This is a genomic window from Candidatus Methylomirabilota bacterium (assembly GCA_036005065.1).
Lineage (GTDB): Bacteria > Methylomirabilota > Methylomirabilia > Rokubacteriales > DASRDR01 > DASYQW01.
Window position 1 is genome coordinate 1 of sequence record DASYQW010000228.1, and the last position, 17,227, is coordinate 17,227.

The 17,227-nt window shown below is 71.2% G+C and carries 16 protein-coding genes; 8 read left to right on the forward strand and 8 right to left on the reverse strand.

Features of this window, described 5'->3' with window-relative positions; genetic code table 11:
- The coding region (locus VGW35_16865) for an ABC transporter permease (protein HEV8309332.1) at positions 1 to 707 on the reverse strand (707 nt) is incomplete at its 3' end.
- A gap of 10 nt (positions 708 to 717) precedes the next feature.
- Positions 718 to 1,581: an ABC transporter permease gene (locus VGW35_16870; protein ID HEV8309333.1), complete on the reverse strand. Its 864-nt coding sequence runs from the start codon at positions 1,579 to 1,581 to the stop codon at positions 718 to 720.
- Between the two features lie 276 nt (positions 1,582 to 1,857).
- Between VGW35_16870 and VGW35_16875 the strand changes: the two genes are divergently transcribed.
- From VGW35_16875 to VGW35_16910, 8 genes are all read left to right on the forward strand, one after another.
- Positions 1,858 to 2,994 carry an OmpA family protein gene (locus tag VGW35_16875; protein ID HEV8309334.1) on the forward strand — a complete coding sequence of 379 codons (1,137 nt, stop codon included), beginning with the start codon at positions 1,858 to 1,860 and terminating at the stop codon, positions 2,992 to 2,994.
- Complete coding sequence (locus tag VGW35_16880) at positions 2,991 to 3,629, forward strand: hypothetical protein (GenBank protein HEV8309335.1); 639 nt, start codon at positions 2,991 to 2,993, stop codon at positions 3,627 to 3,629. Before VGW35_16875 ends, VGW35_16880 begins: the two co-directional genes overlap by 4 nt.
- A 12-nt stretch (positions 3,630 to 3,641) precedes the next feature.
- Positions 3,642 to 3,998: a hypothetical protein gene (locus tag VGW35_16885; GenBank protein HEV8309336.1), complete on the forward strand. Its 357-nt coding sequence runs from the start codon at positions 3,642 to 3,644 to the stop codon at positions 3,996 to 3,998.
- A 383-nt stretch (positions 3,999 to 4,381) separates the two neighbouring features.
- Positions 4,382 to 5,209, forward strand: a complete 828-nt coding sequence (locus tag VGW35_16890; GenBank protein ID HEV8309337.1) for a tetratricopeptide repeat protein — start codon at positions 4,382 to 4,384, stop codon at positions 5,207 to 5,209.
- Positions 5,210 to 5,226: 17 nt separating this feature from the next.
- Entirely contained in the window at positions 5,227 to 5,949 is a 723-nt protein-coding gene (locus VGW35_16895) for an aspartate/glutamate racemase family protein (GenBank protein ID HEV8309338.1), read from the forward strand.
- On the forward strand, positions 5,946 to 7,328 hold the full coding sequence (locus VGW35_16900; GenBank protein ID HEV8309339.1) for an ATP-binding protein: 1,383 nt from the start codon (positions 5,946 to 5,948) through the stop codon (positions 7,326 to 7,328). The genes VGW35_16895 and VGW35_16900 overlap by 4 nt, the downstream gene beginning before the upstream one ends.
- Positions 7,325 to 7,705: a hypothetical protein gene (locus tag VGW35_16905; protein ID HEV8309340.1), complete on the forward strand. Its 381-nt coding sequence runs from the start codon at positions 7,325 to 7,327 to the stop codon at positions 7,703 to 7,705. The genes VGW35_16900 and VGW35_16905 overlap by 4 nt, the downstream gene beginning before the upstream one ends.
- Before the next feature lie 16 nt (positions 7,706 to 7,721).
- Positions 7,722 to 8,738 (forward strand): zinc-dependent alcohol dehydrogenase family protein, encoded by a 1,017-nt coding sequence (locus VGW35_16910; GenBank protein HEV8309341.1) that lies wholly within the window; start codon positions 7,722 to 7,724, stop codon positions 8,736 to 8,738.
- A 136-nt stretch (positions 8,739 to 8,874) separates the two neighbouring features.
- Here the strand turns inward: VGW35_16910 and VGW35_16915 are convergent, their stop codons facing one another.
- The 6 genes from VGW35_16915 to VGW35_16940 all read right to left on the reverse strand — a co-directional run bounded on the left by VGW35_16915 (position 8,875) and on the right by VGW35_16940 (position 17,033).
- Positions 8,875 to 9,063, reverse strand: coding sequence for a hypothetical protein (locus VGW35_16915; GenBank protein ID HEV8309342.1), 189 nt, complete (start codon positions 9,061 to 9,063; stop codon positions 8,875 to 8,877).
- Positions 9,064 to 9,129: 66 nt separating this feature from the next.
- Positions 9,130 to 9,909, reverse strand: a complete 780-nt coding sequence (locus VGW35_16920; GenBank protein ID HEV8309343.1) for an SDR family oxidoreductase — start codon at positions 9,907 to 9,909, stop codon at positions 9,130 to 9,132.
- A gap of 32 nt (positions 9,910 to 9,941) precedes the next feature.
- The gene (locus VGW35_16925) at positions 9,942 to 11,306 is read right to left on the reverse strand and encodes a hypothetical protein (protein ID HEV8309344.1); all 1,365 of its coding nucleotides are present in this window, start codon (positions 11,304 to 11,306) and stop codon (positions 9,942 to 9,944) included.
- A gap of 312 nt (positions 11,307 to 11,618) precedes the next feature.
- On the reverse strand, positions 11,619 to 13,244 hold the full coding sequence (locus VGW35_16930) for a putative maltokinase (GenBank protein HEV8309345.1): 1,626 nt from the start codon (positions 13,242 to 13,244) through the stop codon (positions 11,619 to 11,621).
- A gap of 110 nt (positions 13,245 to 13,354) precedes the next feature.
- A complete protein-coding gene (gene treS, locus VGW35_16935) occupies positions 13,355 to 15,052 on the reverse strand; it encodes a maltose alpha-D-glucosyltransferase (GenBank protein HEV8309346.1) in 1,698 nt (565 codons plus the stop codon).
- Between the two features lie 43 nt (positions 15,053 to 15,095).
- Positions 15,096 to 17,033 (reverse strand): alpha-1,4-glucan--maltose-1-phosphate maltosyltransferase, encoded by a 1,938-nt coding sequence (locus VGW35_16940; protein HEV8309347.1) that lies wholly within the window; start codon positions 17,031 to 17,033, stop codon positions 15,096 to 15,098.
- Positions 17,034 to 17,227: the final 194 nt, after the last annotated feature.

A 17,227-nucleotide genomic window follows, 5' to 3' on the forward strand; every position in this document is an offset into this window, starting at 1 on the left:
TCGATCGTGTACTCGGTGTAGTTGTAGATCTCCAGCGGCAGCGTCATCAGGCCGGGCCCGGTCAGGAACAGCGACACGGTGAACTCGTCGAACGAGATGATCAGCGAGAACGTCGCGCCGGCGATCAGGCCCGGCCGGATCAGCGGAAGCGTCACGTGCCAGAACGTCCGCCAGCGGTTGGCCCCCAGGATCTGGGCGGACTCCTCGAGCTGCCGGTTCACCCCGTGAAGGGTCGCCGACACGGTCCGCAGCACGTAGGGCAGGGCGATGACGACGTGGGCGAGGATCAGGCCGAGCGTCGTCCGGGTGAGCCGGAGCGGGTTCAGCACCATGAGCATGGCCACACCATACACGATCGCCGGGAAGACCAGGGGCGCGACGAAGAGGAGCTCCAGCACCGGCCGGCCGGGAAAGGGGTGCCGCACGAAGCCGAACGCGGCCAGGGTCCCGGCGACCAGGGCGATGGTGGTGGCGACGACGGCGACGACGAGGCTCACGGAGAAGGCCCGCAGGAACTCGGGATGGTCCACGACGTTCTTGAACCACTTGAGCGAGAGGCCGTGGGGCGGAAAGGCCAGCGTGACGGTCGAGCCGAAGGCGGCCGGGATCACCACCAGGATCGGCAGGGCGAGGAAGAAGAGGAGGCCCGCCACGTACCAGCCCAGGATCCGCTCTGCCCGCCGGCGCCGGGCCGTGTCGCCCGCCATCGCTGCCCGCTCAGCGCCGGCCGATCCGCCGGACCAGCGCGAAATAGACCACCAGGATAGCCAGGGTCGCGGCGACCAGGATCATGGCGGCGGCCGCCCCGAAGGGCCAATCGATGATCACCAGGATCTGGTCGTAGATCGTCGTGGAGAAGAGCAGGACCTTCCCGCGGCCGAGCCACCACGGGGTGATGTAGGCGCCGATGGTGAGGCAGAACACCAGGATGGACCCCGCCGCGATCCCCTGGATCGAGAGCGGGAGGGTGACACGCCAGAAGGTCCGGGCGGGATTGGCGCCGAGGATCGCGGCCGACTCCTCGAGGGCCGGGTCGATCTTCCCCAGCACGCTGGCGATCGACAGGATCATGAACGGCAGCAGCACGTGAACCATGCCCACCGTGACCGCCCAGACGCTGTTCATGAGCGGAACGGCCTCGCGGGTGAGGCCCAGGCCCCGCAGGAGCTGGTTCACGAGCCCCTCGTTGCCCAGGATGATCGTCCAGCCGATCGTCCGCACGACGATCGAGACGAGCAGCGGCGAGATCACGCCGATGAAGATCCAGTGCTTCAGGCGCGACCGCGACCGCACGAAATAGTACGCCACCGGGTAGCCGATCACGATCGTGAGCGCCGTCACCATGAGGGCGAGCGTGAAGGTGGTCTGGGTCACGCGCAGGAAGTACGGGTCGGTCACGAACTTGGCGTAGTGCTCGGCCGTGTAGCCGTAGGCCCCGGGAAAGCGCGTCCGGACCGACAGGCTCGCCATGTTGGCGAGCGGGTAGACGAAGAGCACGGTGAGCAGGGCCCCGGCTGGAGCCAAGAGGAGGCCGACGCCGAGCCGCCGCCATCTCCGCGACGGGGCTGCTCCGCGCTTCACGCGTCCCCCAGGAGGGGTCGTCTGAGGGCGCCCGTTCACGCGCGTACCCTCGCTCCCGCAAAGGAAAAATGGCTGGTAGCGCTATGACTAGCATCCGCCCCGGGGAGTGTCAAGCCGCCGGGCCCGAGCAGCCCCGGCCCGGATTAAGTTTGGCCGCTCCGGGAGAGCCCTTGTAGAATACCCCCTAACTCACGGCAGTCCCGGCACCCGAGGCTCCCGGTCGCTGGCGCCGAGGGAGACCGGAAACGCTGGAACGGTCAGCGAAAGGACGGCGTGATGGGCAAGCCGCGGCAGCTCGTGTTGGCGACCGTCATCGGGGCGGCGCTCCTTGGCGGCGGGCCGTGGCCGTCGGAAGCCGCCGATACGATCCTCCTGCGTACGGGAGAGATCGCCGCCGGGGACCTCGACGACGCCGACCTGACGCTGCAAACGCCGCAGGGTCCCTTCCGCGTCACTCGCGACACGAGCTGGCGGGTGATTCTGAACCTGGGCACGACCGGCGATTCGGTCCTGCTCCGGAACGGGAATCGCCTGTCGGGCATCGTCGACCGCGGGCGCTATACCCTGCGCGTGTCCGGAGACCAGACGCGGACCTTCGACCGGAGCGAGATCGGCGCGATCACGCTGGGCGCGGCGGGCGCCCCGTCGGGCCGGACGGCCGACACGCTCATTCTCCGGAACGGCGACTCGATCTACGGCGATCTCACGGCCACGGAATTCGCCCTCGCCGCGCCGTCGGGGACGTATCGCTTCCAGCGCGACACCGTGTGGCGGATCTTCCTCGGCTCGGCCGCCGGGGACGCGTTGTACCTCGCCAACGGCGACCGGCTCTCGGGCATCGTCGATCAGCCGAGCTACGCGGTCCGTACCCCCGACGGCCAGGTCATGGAATTCGGTCGCGACGTGGTGAAGGAGGTCATGCTCCGGTCCCCCGAACGGCCGGGCGCGGCGGCCGGTCCGGGGCCCGGAGCGGTCGGTCCGGGGGCGCCGTCGGGCCCGGTGACGCCCTCGGGCCCGGTGGCGGTCGCGCCGCCGACCGCCGCGGTGCCGCCGACACCGGTGCCGGCCGCACTCCGCGCCGTGCTGCGCGACCTCCAGTTCGAGTTCGACCGCTGGGACCTCACCTCCGAATCGCGCAAGACGCTCGAGGACGTTGCGACGGGGATGAAGGCCTATCCCGCTCTCCGCCTGCTCATCGAAGGCCACGCGGACGAGCGCGGGACCGCGGAGTACAACCTCGCGCTCGGCGCGCGCCGGGCCCAGACCGCCCGGGACTACCTGGTCACCCTCGGGATCGAGCCGGGCCGCCTGGACATGATCTCCTACGGCGAGGAGAAGCCGCTCGATCCCGGACACAACGAGCTCGCCTGGTCACTGAACCGCCGGGCGCACTTCGTGGTGAAAGCCCAATGAGGGTGGCCGGAGGGCACACCGGGCTGGCGCTCGCCCTGGTGCTCGCCTCGGGGATGGCGGCCGACGCCGCCACCACGGCGGGGTCTCGGGTCGGGACCTTCGCCACTTACCGCTGGTCCTCCAGCGTGAAGGAGGCGGTCCCCGTCTTGATCCGGCAGTCGGCGCCCGGCGGGCAGGTCTCGTGGTCGATCGCCGAGGAATCCACGACGCCGCCGCCGATCTTCGTGACCTACGCCGTCGTCCGAGGGGATGCCAAGACCTACACCCTCCAGATCGTGACCCGGGGCGAGGTCGAAGGACGGCCCCTGTCGGTGACCCAGGTCACGGTAGACCGGAGCTCCGGCAAGGCCGTGCGGAGCGTGATCCAGCGCGCCAAGGGCGTCATCGCGACGCCGGAGTCGGGGCTCCGCCCGTTCCGCGAGGCCGCCGTGCCCGGGGGTCCGCGCGAGGACGTCACGGTGCCGGCGGGACGGTTCACCGCCGTTCGCGGCGCCGCCCAGGGAGCCGACGTCTGGGTATCGGATCGCGTGCCGGCGCTGGGACTCGTCAAGGCGGTGTGGCCCCAGGGGACACTCGAGCTGGTGCGGAGCGGCGACACCGGGGCGAAGGACCTCCTGAGGCCGGCCACCAGCTGAGAGGAGCGAGCGATGCGCGCGAGTCGCCTGATCGGCATCGGCCTCGTGGTGGCCGCCGCGGGAGCGGGGACGACCCTGCCGGCTTCGGCTGACACCGTGATCCTGCGGAACGGGGACCTCGTCTCGGGTGAGCTCGAGGTAACGGAGATCCAGGTGGCCACCCAGGGCGGCCCCGTGCGGGCCGAGCCGCGCGACGTCGCCGGCGTGACGTTCGGTATGTTGTCGGGCGGCGACCACGTGAAGTTCCGCACCGGCAGCGGTGTCACCGGGCTCGTGGACCAGCCCGCCTACACGCTGCGCCTGCCCTCGGGTCAGACCCTCGTCATCGGGCGCGCGCAGGTCCTGCAGCTTTTCTTCGCCCCCCGCTGACGGTCGCACCGGCGCCCGCCACGCCGCCGCTCTCCCGCGGCCGGCGACCTCCAGACCGAGCAGTCCTTCGCGCCGGGCGCCAGCCCCGAACTGAGCCGGAGGCGTTGAGCTAGGTCATTTCGGGGGGTCTCGGAAGACCCCCCCGATGCCCCCCTCGTGGCGGCGGCGAAGCCGCCGCTCGGAGCACTTCTCGATGCACCACGCACTCGGTGGTCGGGCGCCGGGTCGGATTACTCCGACACCCTCTACCTGCGGCGAGCGCGGCGCGATTACTCGGACGGGCAGCTAGGCATCGGGGCCGGCCGGCGGCGGTCAAGTCGCTGCGCGATGGACCGCCAGTGGTTTGACCGCACTCGTGGCCTGGGCTAGGCTCTAGCGGAGCCATGGCTGACCCCCAGCGCCTGCAGAAGCTCGCCAGGGCCCCGGAGGGCGCGATCCGGCTGGCCGAGGCCGCGCTCTGGATCGCCACCGGAGAGTATCCGGACCTCGACATCGCGGCCTGGCTGAGGATTCTCGACGCCCTGGGGCGCCGGGCGGCCGAGCGGGTGACGTCCGGGATGCCTGCGGGGGCGAGCGCGGCGGCTCTCAATGCCTTCCTCTTCGAAGAGGAGGGGTTTCGCGGGAATGCCGAGGACTACCACGACCCGCGAAACAGCTTCCTGAATGACGTGCTGGAGCGCCGGCTCGGCATCCCGATCACGCTCTCGGTCGTCTACATCGAGGTGGCCGCCGCCGCCGGCCTCACGGTTCGCGGCATCGGGCTCCCGGGCCACTTCGTCGTCCGCCTGGAGCACCAGGGGGAGGCGAAGCTCCTCGATCCCTTCCACCGGGGGCGATCGCTCACTCACGCGGACTGTCACGCTCTCGTCCAGCGTGTCTCCGGCGCCGGCGTCCCGTTCGACCCGGGCTATCTCCGGCCGGTGACGACCCGGGAGATCGTGGTCCGGATGTTCCGCAACCTGAAGGGCATCTATCTCGCGCGGGGTGACTGGGCGCGGGCCCTGCGGGCGGTCGAGCCGATCTGCCTGCTGGCGCCGGAGGCCCTGGCCGAGCGGCGGGACCGCGGCACCATCCACGCCAAGCTCGGCGAATCGCGGGCCGCGATCCGCGACTGGGAGGCATACCTCCAGGGCGAGCCCGGGGCCTCCGACGCGGAACAGGTTCGCCAGAACCTCCGGGCCCTCCGCCAGGCCCTGGCCGTCCTGAACTGAGGGGGCCGGGTGAGCTGATGGCATCCATCGGTGTCCTGATGCTCGACACGCACTTCCCGCGCATCCCCGGCGACCTCGGCCACCCGGGCACGTTCGAGTTCCCCGTCCGCTACCACCGGGTTCCCGCGGCCACGCCCGAGCGCGTGGTACGCGTGGGCGATCCGGCGCTTCTCGACCTGTTCGCCGACGCCGCCCGGGCGCTGGAGCGCGAGGGCGTCGGCGCGATCACCACGACCTGCGGGTTCCTGGCCCGATTCCAGGCCGACCTGGCGGCGGCGGTCCGCGTTCCGATCGTCACCTCGAGCCTGCTGCTCGTCCCGCTCGTCGCGCGCATGCTGGCCCCCGGCCGCGCAGTGGGACTGCTCACCATCGACGCCGGCGCCCTCGGCCCGGCGCATCTCCGGGGGGCGGGGATCGGCCCCGACTTGCCGGTGGCGGTCGCCGGGCTCGAGAAGCAGGGGGCGGCGACGTTCGCCCGGAGCATCCTCGAGGACGAGCGCACGCTCGACGTCGAGGCGGCGCGCGCCGAGCACCGCGCGGCCGCCCGCCGGCTGATCGGCGAGCATCCGGAGGTCGGCGCGCTGGTCCTGGAATGCGCGAACATGCCGCCCTACCGGCTCGACGTCCAGGTCGTCACCGGGCTTCCCGTCTTCGACATCACCGACCTCGTCCGGCTCGTCCAGGCGAGCCTCCGGCCGGCCCCGGCCGGAGGCGGGAGCGGCGGGCCGTTACCTCGATGACGTCCAGCGAGGTCTTCCGCCCGCGCGGCCCGCGCAACCCGGAAGACGACGCCATCTTCCGGGCCCGCCGGCGCGAGTCCCGCCTGCGCCAGGAAGTGCTCGTCCGCGTCTCGATCTGCGTCCTGATCCTGGCCTACAACGAGATCCTCGGCACGACGGCCGGGGCCGGACCCAACGCGGTCATCCGGACGACGACGCTCCTCGGGCTCGCCCTCAACGGGCCGTACTATCTGGCCGCGCGCACCGGGCGATGGTCGCGCATCCAGGCCCATGGCCGGATGCTCGTCGACGTCACGCTGCTCACCGTCGGTCTCTTCGCGGCCGGCGGCCTCGCCGCCGCGCCCTACGTCTCCGTGTACGCGATCGTCCCCGTCTACGCGGGGATCGTCCTGTCGACGGCCGCCTGCATCGCCGCCACCCTCGCCGCCACCGCGGGCTACCTGGCGATCGCCTTGCTGCAGCAGGCCGGGTGGCTGCCGGTGACGGCGCGTCCGGCGTCGAACGCCTGGGAGGTGGCGGCCTTCAATCTCCTGGTCCTCAACGTGGTCGGCGGGCTCACGGCGACCCTGTGCGAGGCGTATCGCCGCAGCCGCCGGCGCCTCGCCGTCCTCTACCAGGACCTCGAGCGGGCCTACGACGAGACGTCCCGGCTCAACTCCGAGATGCAGCGGACCGCCCGGCTCCACGTGCTGGGCGAGGTGGTGGCCGGCGTCACCCACGAGATCGGCAACGCCCTCCAGGGCGCCCTGCTCCCGATCGACCTCGTGCGCGCGAAGGTGAGCGAGGCCGTGCCCGGCGTGCTGCGGCACCTCGATCAGATCGAGTACGGCTGCACGACCGCCATCCGCATCGTCCGAAACGTGCTCCAGACGGCCCGCCAGAGCTCGGAGGAGACGGTGCCCGTGTCGCTGGCCGATGTCGCTCGGCGCACGATCGAGCTGAAAGGCTACGACATCCGCCGGGACGGGATCGCCATCCAGCTCGATTTCCCCCACGAGTTCCCTCAGATCATGGGGCCGCCGCTCCGCCTCCAGCAGGTGTTCCTGAACCTCGTCACCAACGCCCAGCACGCCCTCCGCGACGGGAGTCGGACGCGCACCATCGAGATCGTCGGCTCCACCGACTTCGACCGCGCCATCGTCGAGGTGCGGGACACCGGCCCCGGCATTCCACCCGAGATCTTGCCGCGCCTCTTCGAGCCCTTCTACACGACCAAAGTCCAGGGAACGGGACTCGGCCTGGCGATCTCGGTGGACATCATCCGGGGACTCGGGGGCGAGCTCACGGCCCGGAACCGCCCCGAGGGCGGCGCGATCTTCCGGATGAGCCTCCCGGTGGCTCCGCCGGCCGCAGCGGTCGTCGACGAGCGCAAGACGTGAGGGCAGCCCTGGCCGCGCTGGTCGTCAGCGGCGCGGTCGTGACGATGGCGGGGCCGCTGGCCGCGCAGGAGATCTACCAGGCGGTGGTCCTCGACCTCACCGACCTCGAGGTCCACGTGATCGTCGCGCGCACCCGAGGCGACGAGCAGATCCAGTGCTTCCTCCGCGACACCGCCGGCCGGGTCCGCCTGGTGGGCGCTCGGCCGGTGTCGGCCGGGCTCGGGTCAGGCGGCACCACGATTCTCACGGTTCCCCTCCCCCTCCTCGGGCCCGGGGAAACCGAGTTCGCGGTCACCCTGGTCCGCTCTGACCGCGAGCTCGACCGGACGGCGTGGCAGCCCATCTTTCGGGGAGCGACTCGCGGCGCCACGCCGTGAGGACGCCCTCGACGGCGTGAGCCGGCCGCGGCCGGTGCGCGCGCTCCGCCTTCATGCCCCCGCACCCGTCGAGGCGGGTCCCCTGCGCCTCGAGGAGATCGCTGCCCCCACGCCCGGCCCCGCCGCGATCCGGCTGGCCATCCGGGCCTGCGGTCTCTGCCACACCGACCTTCACATCGTCGAGGGCGAGGTCGCGCCGCGACGGCGCCCGCTCGTTCCCGGCCATCAGGTCGTGGGCGTGGTCGACGCCGTCGGGCCGAGTGCCCGGCGCTTCCGCGTCGGCGACCGGGTCGGCGTTGCCTGGCTCCACTGGACCTGCGGGGCCTGCCCCGCTTGCCGGCGCGGCGACGAGAACCTGTGTCCCGAGGCGCGCTTCACCGGATTCGACGTCGACGGCGGCTACGCGGAGACCATGGTGGTCCCGGAAGCGTTCGCCTATCCGCTGCCGGCCGCGCTCGACGACGCGACGGCTGCGCCCCTCTTGTGTGCGGGGATCATCGGCTACCGGGCCCTGCGCGTCGCCGGCGTCCGCCCCGGGGAGCGGCTCGGGCTCTTCGGCTTCGGGGCCTCTGCCCACCTGGCGCTCCAGGTGGCGCGCTACTGGGGCTGCGAGGTCGTCGTGGTCACGCGGAGCCCCGCGCATCGAGCCCTGGCTGTCCAGCTCGGCGCGGCGTGGGCGGGCCCCGCCGGAGATCCGGCGCCAGCGCCCCTCGACCGCGCGGTGCTCTTCGCGCCGGCCGGCTCGCTCATTCCGGACGCCCTGGCGTGCCTCCGCCCCGGTGGGACGGCGGCGGTGGCGGCGATCTATCTGGATCGGGTGCCGGAGTTCGACTACGGGCTCCTGTACGGAGAGCGCGTGGTGCGCAGCGTGACGGCCAGCACCCGCCAGGACGGCGAGGAGCTGCTGGCCCTGGCCGGGACGATCCCGCTTCGGCCCCAGGTGGAGGTGTTTCCCCTCTCCACCGCCAATGCGGCGCTGGCCGCCCTCAAGGCGAGCCGCCTCCGCGCCGCCGGCGTCCTCGTCCCCGACTGATCATGGGAGGGGGCCTCGACGGCCCCCTCCCAGACCCTCCCCCGGGAAGGTTGCGCGGGCAAGCCCGCGCTCGGAGTGGAACACCGACCCGTGGCGACCGGGCGAGGCGTTGGCGCGCGACTACTCGGACAGCCTCCTAGCCGACGAAGCGCCGGAGGTTCTTCAGGTAGTAGCCCATCGCGAGGGTGATCAGCGCCGCCACGACGGCGATGACGAGGTTCTCGAGCTCGCCGGTCCGGCGGTAGGCGGCCAGCTCCCAGGCCGTGAAGAAGATGCCGAAGACGATCGCGGTCCCGATCAGCACCCGGTGCGCGATGATCAGCACGACCAGCCCCCCGGCGGCGCCGGCGACGGTCGAGGACGACGGGATGCGAAGGTTAGCGGCACGGCGTTAGATGGCCCAGCCGCCGTCGACACAGAGGACATGCCCCGTGATGTAGTTCGACGCCGGCGACGCCAAGAAGGCGACCGCCTCGGCCACGTCCAGGGGCTGACCCATTCGGGGAATGGGGAGCGCTTCCACGGGATACGCGTAGCCGCGCGTCATCTCGCTGTCCACGGCGCCCGGCGCTACCGCGTTCACGTAGATGCCGGCCTGCCCGACGTCCTTGGCCACCCACTTGGTCAGCGCGATGACGCCCCCCTTGGCGGCCGCGTAGGCCGGCCCCGAACGCCCGCGACGGGTCTCGGCGGACTCGCGGGCCCGGGAGACGGCGCCCCCGATGAGCCCGGAGATCGAGGCGATGGTGACGATCTTCCCGTATCCCTGGGCGCGCATGACGGGAACCGCCGCCTGGATGGCGAGGAAGGTGCCCTTGAGGACGACGTCGACCACGCGGTCCCAGGTGGGTTCGGTGGTCTCCTCCAGAAGGTCGCGATGAAGGATGCCCGCCGCGGTGACGAGGATGTCGAGCCGCCCGAGTTGCCCCGCCACCTGCTCCACCGCCCCGCGCACGTCGTCTCCGACCGTGACGTCGAGGGTCACCCCGAGCCCCCGCCGGCCATGCTTCCGGATAGCGCCCAGCGTCTCGTCGGGGCGAAGCAGGTCGGCGACCGCCACGTCGGCGCCGTCCCGCGCCAGCGCCACTGCGCAGGCCTGGCCGATCCCGCGGGCGGCGCCGGTGACCAGGGCGACCTGCCCTCCGAGGTCCGCCCGCTCGCTGCCCCGCATCACCCTCCTGGGCGCGGTCGCGGCTGGCCGGGCTACGGGACCGGCCGCGGCGTCGGCCGCGCCTCCTCGAGGCGCTTCAGCATGCGAGTGGCGGTGCCCTCGATGAACAGGCGGAAATCGTCGGGCCCCAGCGCCTCGAGCGCCTTCGTGGTCCCGAACTCCTTGGCGCAGGCGGCCGCGCTCGTATTGTAGATGAGATAGCGCACGCCGTACCGCTCGGAGTAGGAGGCGAACATCCGGCGCTCGAACTCGCGGTCGGGCCGGAGCAGATACGGGTTGTACCACGGCTCCTTCGAGAGCTTCCCCCAATCTTCCTTGGGCCCGGCGCCCGGCTGCACGGTGAACTCGCCCTCCTCGAGGACGGCCAGCGCCTCGTCGGTGGCCAGGACCTGCTCGAACGGAGAGTGCGGATCCCGCCGGAGCAGGACGATGAGGTCGATGGGCGTGGCGTACGTGACGGGCGCCAGGGCCGCCGGATCGATCATGCAGCGGGAGTTCGGGACCTCGCTGTAGCGGCGGCGCCCGTTTCGCACCGGCACGTTCTCGGCCGGATGCCGATCGAAGATCTGCTTGAGCTCTCGCATGTCGGCCGGCATCTCGCGCTCCGCCAGTTCGTCGCGCACGGCGTTGGTGCGGACGTAGATGTGGCGCTCCGACGGGGTGGCCACCGCGTCCTTGACGTAGACCCAGTCATCCGAGTTGATGCGCCCCCGGAACCGCGGGTCGAGCCTTCCGATGTGGGCCAGGAGCTGGGTGTAGGTGGACTTGCCGGTGCCGGTCGGAGCGATGATGAGGACACCCCGGCCGCTGACGTCGACGACGGCGCCGTGGATGGAGTGGATGCCGTGGCGGGCCAGCCCCACGCCGGCCGCCCCCAGGGCCCAGCTCTTCATCTGACCGTAGTAGTCGGTGTTCCAGAACACGCACTCGTTCGTCTCGGCGCAGTAGTAGGCCCCCGCCGACTCGGGGTCCCGCCGCTCGATCGCGCACCACATCTGGACACACGGCACGTCGTATCGCCGGCCGGCCTCCTCGACGGCGGACCGGTCGGTGAGCCACCAGTTCCGGGACCAGAAATTGGCGGCGTGGAGCGAGTTGGTCTGGAGCAGCACGGGCATCCCACCGATCACCGCCTGCACCACCCGGCGGTCGGGGCCGACCACGCGCTCGGCGCGGTCCTTCAGCGCCTGGATCTCGGCCCGAGTCGCCTGCTTGTTGGCGTTGGGCGCGCGCCGCTTGAGGACGGTTTCGTGGCTGTAGGCCCCGGGCGCGACGGGACGCCCGGTGGCCGGGTCGAGCAGCTCCTCCGGATTCGGGACCAGGGGCAGCCCGGGAAAGCCCCGCCTGTGCGCCTCGGTGAAGACCCCCGGGATACGGTAGAGCTCGGCATTCGCCATCACGCTCTCCTCACTCGGCGGCCCCACGGACGCGTGTCGGGGCCTGGTTGGAAACAGCCGGCGTCGAGCCGGTACGGCCCTACGACGGGGAGGGGCACCCGGTGCGGAAGGCGCTCGGCAGCGGCCACCGACCCCGCCCCTCTACGCGAGGAGCCTGTCGGACTAACCCGGCAGCTCGCCCCGAGCGCGCGCCGCGTCTGGCGGCGCTTCGAGCGGCGGCTATGCCGCCGCAACCGAGGGGGGGCATCGGGGGGTCTTCCGAGACCCCCCGAGCAACTAGTGAGGCATGAGGCTCGGGTCAGTGTCAAGTTCTCAGGCGGCCAGCTCGCGGGTGAAGGCCGCCAGCGGGATCGGCAGCCATGCCGGCCGGTTGTTCAACTCGTAGCTCAGCTCGTAGGCCGCCTTCTCGAGACAGAAGATCGACAGGAGCCGCGCCATCACGTCGCGCGCCGGGGGCACGATCACCACCCCGCGCTCCACGGTCACGGCCCGATAGCCGGCCAGGAAGGCGTCGGCGGCCGCCGTCTCCCAGGCGGCGCGCCACGGCTCGAGGGCCCGCGCCGCATCGCGATGCTCGGCCACCGCCTCGAAGAAGCCCGCGTAGCTCGCATAGGTGAACGAGCGCAGCATCCCCGCCACGTCGCGGAGCGGCGAGTGCTTGGCCCGGCGGGCCGCCAGCGGCCGAGCCGGCTCGCCCTCGAAGTCCGTGATCACGAACTCGTCGCCTGCCCCCGCCCGGCGCAAGACCTGCCCCAGGTGGTAGTCGCCGTGGATTCGGGTCTTCCACAGAGTCACCCCGGCCAGGCGGCCGATCGCCCGCGCGACTTTCTCCCGGACCGTCCCGGCAGCAGCCAGGATCCGGTCGATCCCCGGCCGCTGGGCGTGAGCCGCGCGGTCGCCGGCCGTGCGGAGCCCCGCCAGGGCCTCGTCGATCTCGGCCTCGATGGCGGCCGCCCAGGCCCGCAGGTCCTCGGGGACGACCGGCTCGGGGGCGAAGGCGGGGTCACCGGCATCCGAGGCGAGCGCCGCGTGGAGCTCGCCGGTGACCTCGCCAAGGCGTCGGGCGCCCGCCATGTACTCCGGGGTGAGCCCCACCACGACCGCGAGCGTGTGCTCGCTGGTGCCGGGAACCGCCCGCGGGCGGGCCGCGGCGTAGAACTCCCGGAGCGCGCCGAGGGTCCAGGCCCACCCGTCGCCCTGGTTCGGGATGAACGTCTGGAGGACGGCGACGGTGCGCCTGGCGTCGGCACCCGCATACTCGGCGAACCCGGCCAGCAGCGGGATGTGACGGAACCGGCCCTTCAAGGTGAGGAAGCGCGAGACCTCGAGATCGGGGTTCTCGCCGGCGGCGAGACGCCGGTAGACCTTGAGGAGGAGCCGATCGTCGAACGCCACCGAGGTGTTGCTCTGCTCTCCGCGCAGGCGCCGGATGTGACGGAGCGGGACCGGATGCACGCCGGCCGCCGCCTGAGACAGCACGGGCGTGCGATCGAAGAGGAGCGCTCCGGCCGCGGTCGCCAACCGATCGGCCTCTTCCATGAGGCGCAGGAGCGCCTCGCCCACCGCGGGATCTTCCAGCCCGTCGTAGAGCAGCCAGTCTCCGCCCGGCACCCCCAGTCGCGCGAGCGCAGGCAGGGGCGGTTCCAGGCGGGCCTCCGCGTCGGCCATGGGTCGGGCGGCGAGCGGGAGCAGATAGACCTCAGGCGGCCCCTTGACGTAGGCCACCTCGAGGAGGGCCAGCGCGGCGGCGATGCCGGGCGCCGGGACCGCCGCGCCATCCACGATCGTCACGGTGCCGACCGTGCGCCCCTTGCTGCCGAACCAGCGCTGAGCGACCAAGTAGTCCCCGAGTCCCGGCGCGATCTCGGCCAGCGCCGCCAGGAGCGCCGCCCCGTCGGGCGGCCGCAGCAGCCTACAGCGCGGAATGACGTACGTCATCGCGTCCGAGTCACCTCACGCCCGGATCGAAGCGCTCCGAGCGCGGGCTTCGCCCGCGCAACCCCTCCGGGGGGAGGCCTCGGAGGGGGGCTCGGCCCCCCTCCGAGTAACTAGAGCGGGGAAGTGCCCGCTCCATACCGGGTCCAGCTCCAGTCGATCGCCTCCACCTCCGACTCGCGCTGCGGGTTGAGGTGGAACCAGAAGTAGCCGTAGGGCCCGAGGCTCAGCGTGTAGGGCTCGGTCCCGATGGTCGGAAAGCGCGCGCCGCCGAGAATCTCGACCGGCTCCTGACCGGCGAACCGCCGGAGGTCGAGCTGGACCGGCTGGGCCGAGGCCGCCAGGTTGTGTACGAGCAGGAGCCGGTCACCCTGGTATTCGCGGAGGTAGGCCAGGATCCGATTATTGGTCGGCCGGAGGAACTCGATCGAGCCGCGCCCCATCGCCCGATACCGCTTCCGCGTCGCGATGAGGCGCCGCATCGTGTTGAGAAGCGAGGCGGGCGTGCGAAGCTGCGCCTCGACGTTCACCCGCTGGTAGCCGTCCACCGGATCGTGGATGACGGGGCTGTACAGCCGCGCCGGGTCCGCCTTGGAGAATCCCGCGTTCAGGTCGCCGGACCACTGCATGGGCGTGCGCACGCCGTTGCGGTCGCCGAGGTAGATGTTGTCGCCCATGCCGATCTCGTCCCCGTAATAGAGGACCGGGGTGCCCGGCATGGTGAACAGCATGCTGGTCAAGAGCTCGGTCTTCCGGCGATCGCGATCGAGCAGGGGCGCCAGGCGCCGGCGGATCCCGATGTTGAGCTTGGCCTGCCGGTCGGGCGCGTAGGCGTAATACATGTACTCGCGCTCTTCGCTGGTGCACATCTCGAGCGTCAGCTCGTCGTGGTTCCGCAGGAAGAAGCACCACTGGCAGTTCGGGGGGATGGCCGGGGTATGCGTGAAGATGTCGGTGATCGGCCGGCGGTCCTCGCTCTTCACCGCCATGAAGATGCGCGGCATCAGCGGGAAGTGGAAGGCCATTTGAAACTCGTCCCCGTCGCCGAAGTAGGCGCGGACGTCCTGCGGCCACTGGTTGGCCTCGGCCAGGAGGACTCGCCCGGAGTACGTCTCGTCGAGCCGGCGGCGGAGCGCCTTGAGGTAGGCGTGGGTCTCGGGGAGGTTCTCGCAGTTCGTCCCCTCGCGCTCGAAGAGGTACGGCACCGCATCACACCGGAAGCCGTCCAGTCCCTTCTCGAGCCAGAACGTCATGACGTCCAGCATGGCCTCCCGGACCTTCGGGTTGTCGTAATTCAGGTCCGGCTGGTGGCTGAAGAACCGGTGCCAGTAGTACTGCTTGGCGACCGGGTCCCAGGTCCAGTTCGAGCGCTCGGTGTCGACGAAGATGATGCGAGCGTCCCGGTAACGCTCGGGATCGTCGCTCCACACGTAGTAATCGCGGAAGGGGGAGTCCTTGGCCTGGCGGGCTTCCTGGAACCAGGGGTGCTGGTCCGAGGTGTGGTTCATCACCAGGTCGGAGACGACGCGGATGCCGCGCCGGTGCGCCTCGTCGAGGAAGTCCTTGAAGTCGCCGATCGTCCCGTAGTCGGGATGGATGGAGTAGAAGTCCGCGATGTCGTAGCCATCGTCCCGGAGGGGGGATGGATACATCGGCAGGATCCACAGGCAGTCGATCCCGAGCATCTGGACATAGTCGAGCTTCTGCGTGAGCCCCCGGAAGTCGCCGATCCCGTCGCCGTTCGAGTCGTAGAACGCCTTGACGTGGACCTCGTAGAAGACCGCGTCCTTGTACCAGAGGTCGTCGCTCACGCTGCCCTCCGGGCCCGATTCCCGCGCACGATCGCGTCCAGGCTCACGGCTTCACCGTGAAGAGGAACGCCGGTTCCTCGGGGTCGAGCCGGACGCGGTAGGTCGATCCGCGCCCGGTCCGCTCGGTGTCCCGCCCGAGATCCACCACCCGATAGGCCGCGTCGGGGCCGATCCCGAGCGCTGCCAGCGGCAGGTGGAGCGTCGCCTGGCGCGGGGCGCCGGGATCGAGGGCGACCGCCACCAGGACGGCGTCGTCCCCGTCCGGCGTGCGCTTCCCATAAAAGAGTACCCCGTCGCCGTCCGCCGGGTAAAATTCCAGGTTCGTATACCCGTGGAGCGCGGGGTGTGCGCGGCGAAGCGCGTTCAGCCGGGCGATGTAGTCCTTGATGTGGCCGGGCGCGTTCCAGTCGCGCACCTTGATCTCGTACTTCTCGGAGTCGAGGTACTCCTCGGTGCCCGGCACGGCCACGTTCTCGCAGAGCTCGAAGCCGCTGTAGATCCCGTAGAGTGAGGAGAGGGTGGCCGCCAGCGCGACGCGGATCTTGAAGGCGGCCCGGCCGCCCTGCTGGAGGAACGGGGACAGGATGTCCGGCGTGTTGGCGAAGAGGTTGCCCCGCATGTACTCCCGCACGTCCGTCTGCGTCAGCTCGGTGAGATACTCGGTCAGCTCCTGCTTGGTGGTGCGCCAGGTGAAGTACGTGTAGGACTGGGTGAAGCCGACCTTGGCCAGCGCCCGCATCATCTTGGGTCGGGTGAAGGCCTCGGCGAGGAACGCGACGTCCGGGTACTCGGCCTGGACGGTCTCGATGACCCAGTGCCAGAAGGGCAGCGGCTTGGTGTGCGGGTTGTCGACCCGGAACATCCGGACGCCCTGCTCGATCCAGAACTCGAAGACGCTGTGGCACTCCCGCCACAGGGCCTCCCAATCGGCGCTGGCGAAGTTGAGCGGATAGATGTCCTCGTACTTCTTGGGTGGATTCTCGGCGTACTTGATGGAGCCGTCCGGCCGTCGATAGAACCACTCCGGATGCTCGCGCACCCACGGGTGATCGGGTGAGCACTGGAGCGCGTAGTCGAGCGCCACTTCCATGCCGCGGGCGCGGGCAGCTTCCACGAACCGCCGGAAATCCGCGAGTGTCCCGAGGGCGGGCTCGACCGCCTTGTGCCCGCCGTGCTCGTTCCCGATGGCCCACGGGCTCCCCGGGTCGTCGGGCCCGGCCGCCAGGGCGTTGTTCCGTCCCTTCCGCTTGGTCCGCCCGACGGGGTGGATCGGCGGCAGGTAGATGACGTCGAACCCCATGGCGCGGATGTCGTCGAGGCGCGCGATGCAGTCATCGAAGGTCCCGTGTCGCCCCGGCACCCGGCCCTGGGAGCGGGGAAACATCTCGTACCAGGCCGCGAAGCACGCGGCCTCCCCATCCACCGTGACCTCGAGCTCCCGGTCGTAGCGGGAGGCCTCGGCGCGCTCGGCGTGGACCGCCATCAGCCGGGCCAGTGGCTCTCCGAGGGCCACGCCGAGCTGCGCGTCCCGCGGCCCGTCCCCGGCCAGGCGCGCCGCGGCCTCCTCCAGCGCCTGCCGATCGGTGTCCGACGCCCGCCGCGATGCCTGCCGCACGAGGCTCGCTCCCTCCGAGAGCTCTCCCTGCACGTCCTGGCCGGCCTGGACCCGCTTGTCGAGGTCGCGGGCCCACGATGCGAAGGTGTCGGTCCACGCCTCGATGGTGTAGACGTAGCGGGTGTTCCGATCGAGGGGAAAGGCGCCGGTCCACCGGTCGTTGTCGAAGTGACGCATCGGCGCCTCGTGCCAGGTCGCCTCGCCCTTCTCCTTGTACTTCACCACCGCCGCCAGCAGGTCATGGCCATCCCGGAGGATGTCGGCCCACACGGAGAGCGTGTCCCCGACGGTCCGCTTGACCGGGTAGCGGCCGTCGTCGAGTTCCGGGTACACGGCTTCGATCAGGATCCGTCCGAACTCCTTCATCGGGCCCTCACGTCAGTTCAGCTTGGGGCGGGAGCGCCTGCTGCCGCTCCCCCCCAAACCCCCCCACCAGCAGCCCGCGGCTCTCCGTCGTCCCCGCACGGCCACGTCCGACCTCAATTCCTTCGCCGGCTCCCAGCTTGGGGCGGGAGCGCCTGCTGCCGCTCCCCCCCAAACCCCCCCACCAGCAGCCCGCG

Coding starts and splice junctions, on each gene's coding strand:
- VGW35_16890 (HEV8309337.1), top strand. CDS start 4,382: ATGGCTGACCCCCAGCGCCTGCAGAAGCTCGCCAGGGCCCCGGAGGGC.
- VGW35_16920 (HEV8309343.1), bottom strand. CDS start 9,909: ATGCGGGGCAGCGAGCGGGCGGACCTCGGAGGGCAGGTCGCCCTGGTC.
- VGW35_16885 (HEV8309336.1), top strand. CDS start 3,642: ATGCGCGCGAGTCGCCTGATCGGCATCGGCCTCGTGGTGGCCGCCGCG.
- VGW35_16930 (HEV8309345.1), bottom strand. CDS start 13,244: ATGACGTACGTCATTCCGCGCTGTAGGCTGCTGCGGCCGCCCGACGGG.
- VGW35_16900 (HEV8309339.1), top strand. CDS start 5,946: ATGACGTCCAGCGAGGTCTTCCGCCCGCGCGGCCCGCGCAACCCGGAA.
- VGW35_16925 (HEV8309344.1), bottom strand. CDS start 11,306: ATGGCGAATGCCGAGCTCTACCGTATCCCGGGGGTCTTCACCGAGGCG.
- VGW35_16875 (HEV8309334.1), top strand. CDS start 1,858: ATGGGCAAGCCGCGGCAGCTCGTGTTGGCGACCGTCATCGGGGCGGCG.
- VGW35_16895 (HEV8309338.1), top strand. CDS start 5,227: ATGGCATCCATCGGTGTCCTGATGCTCGACACGCACTTCCCGCGCATC.
- VGW35_16880 (HEV8309335.1), top strand. CDS start 2,991: ATGAGGGTGGCCGGAGGGCACACCGGGCTGGCGCTCGCCCTGGTGCTC.
- VGW35_16940 (HEV8309347.1), bottom strand. CDS start 17,033: ATGAAGGAGTTCGGACGGATCCTGATCGAAGCCGTGTACCCGGAACTC.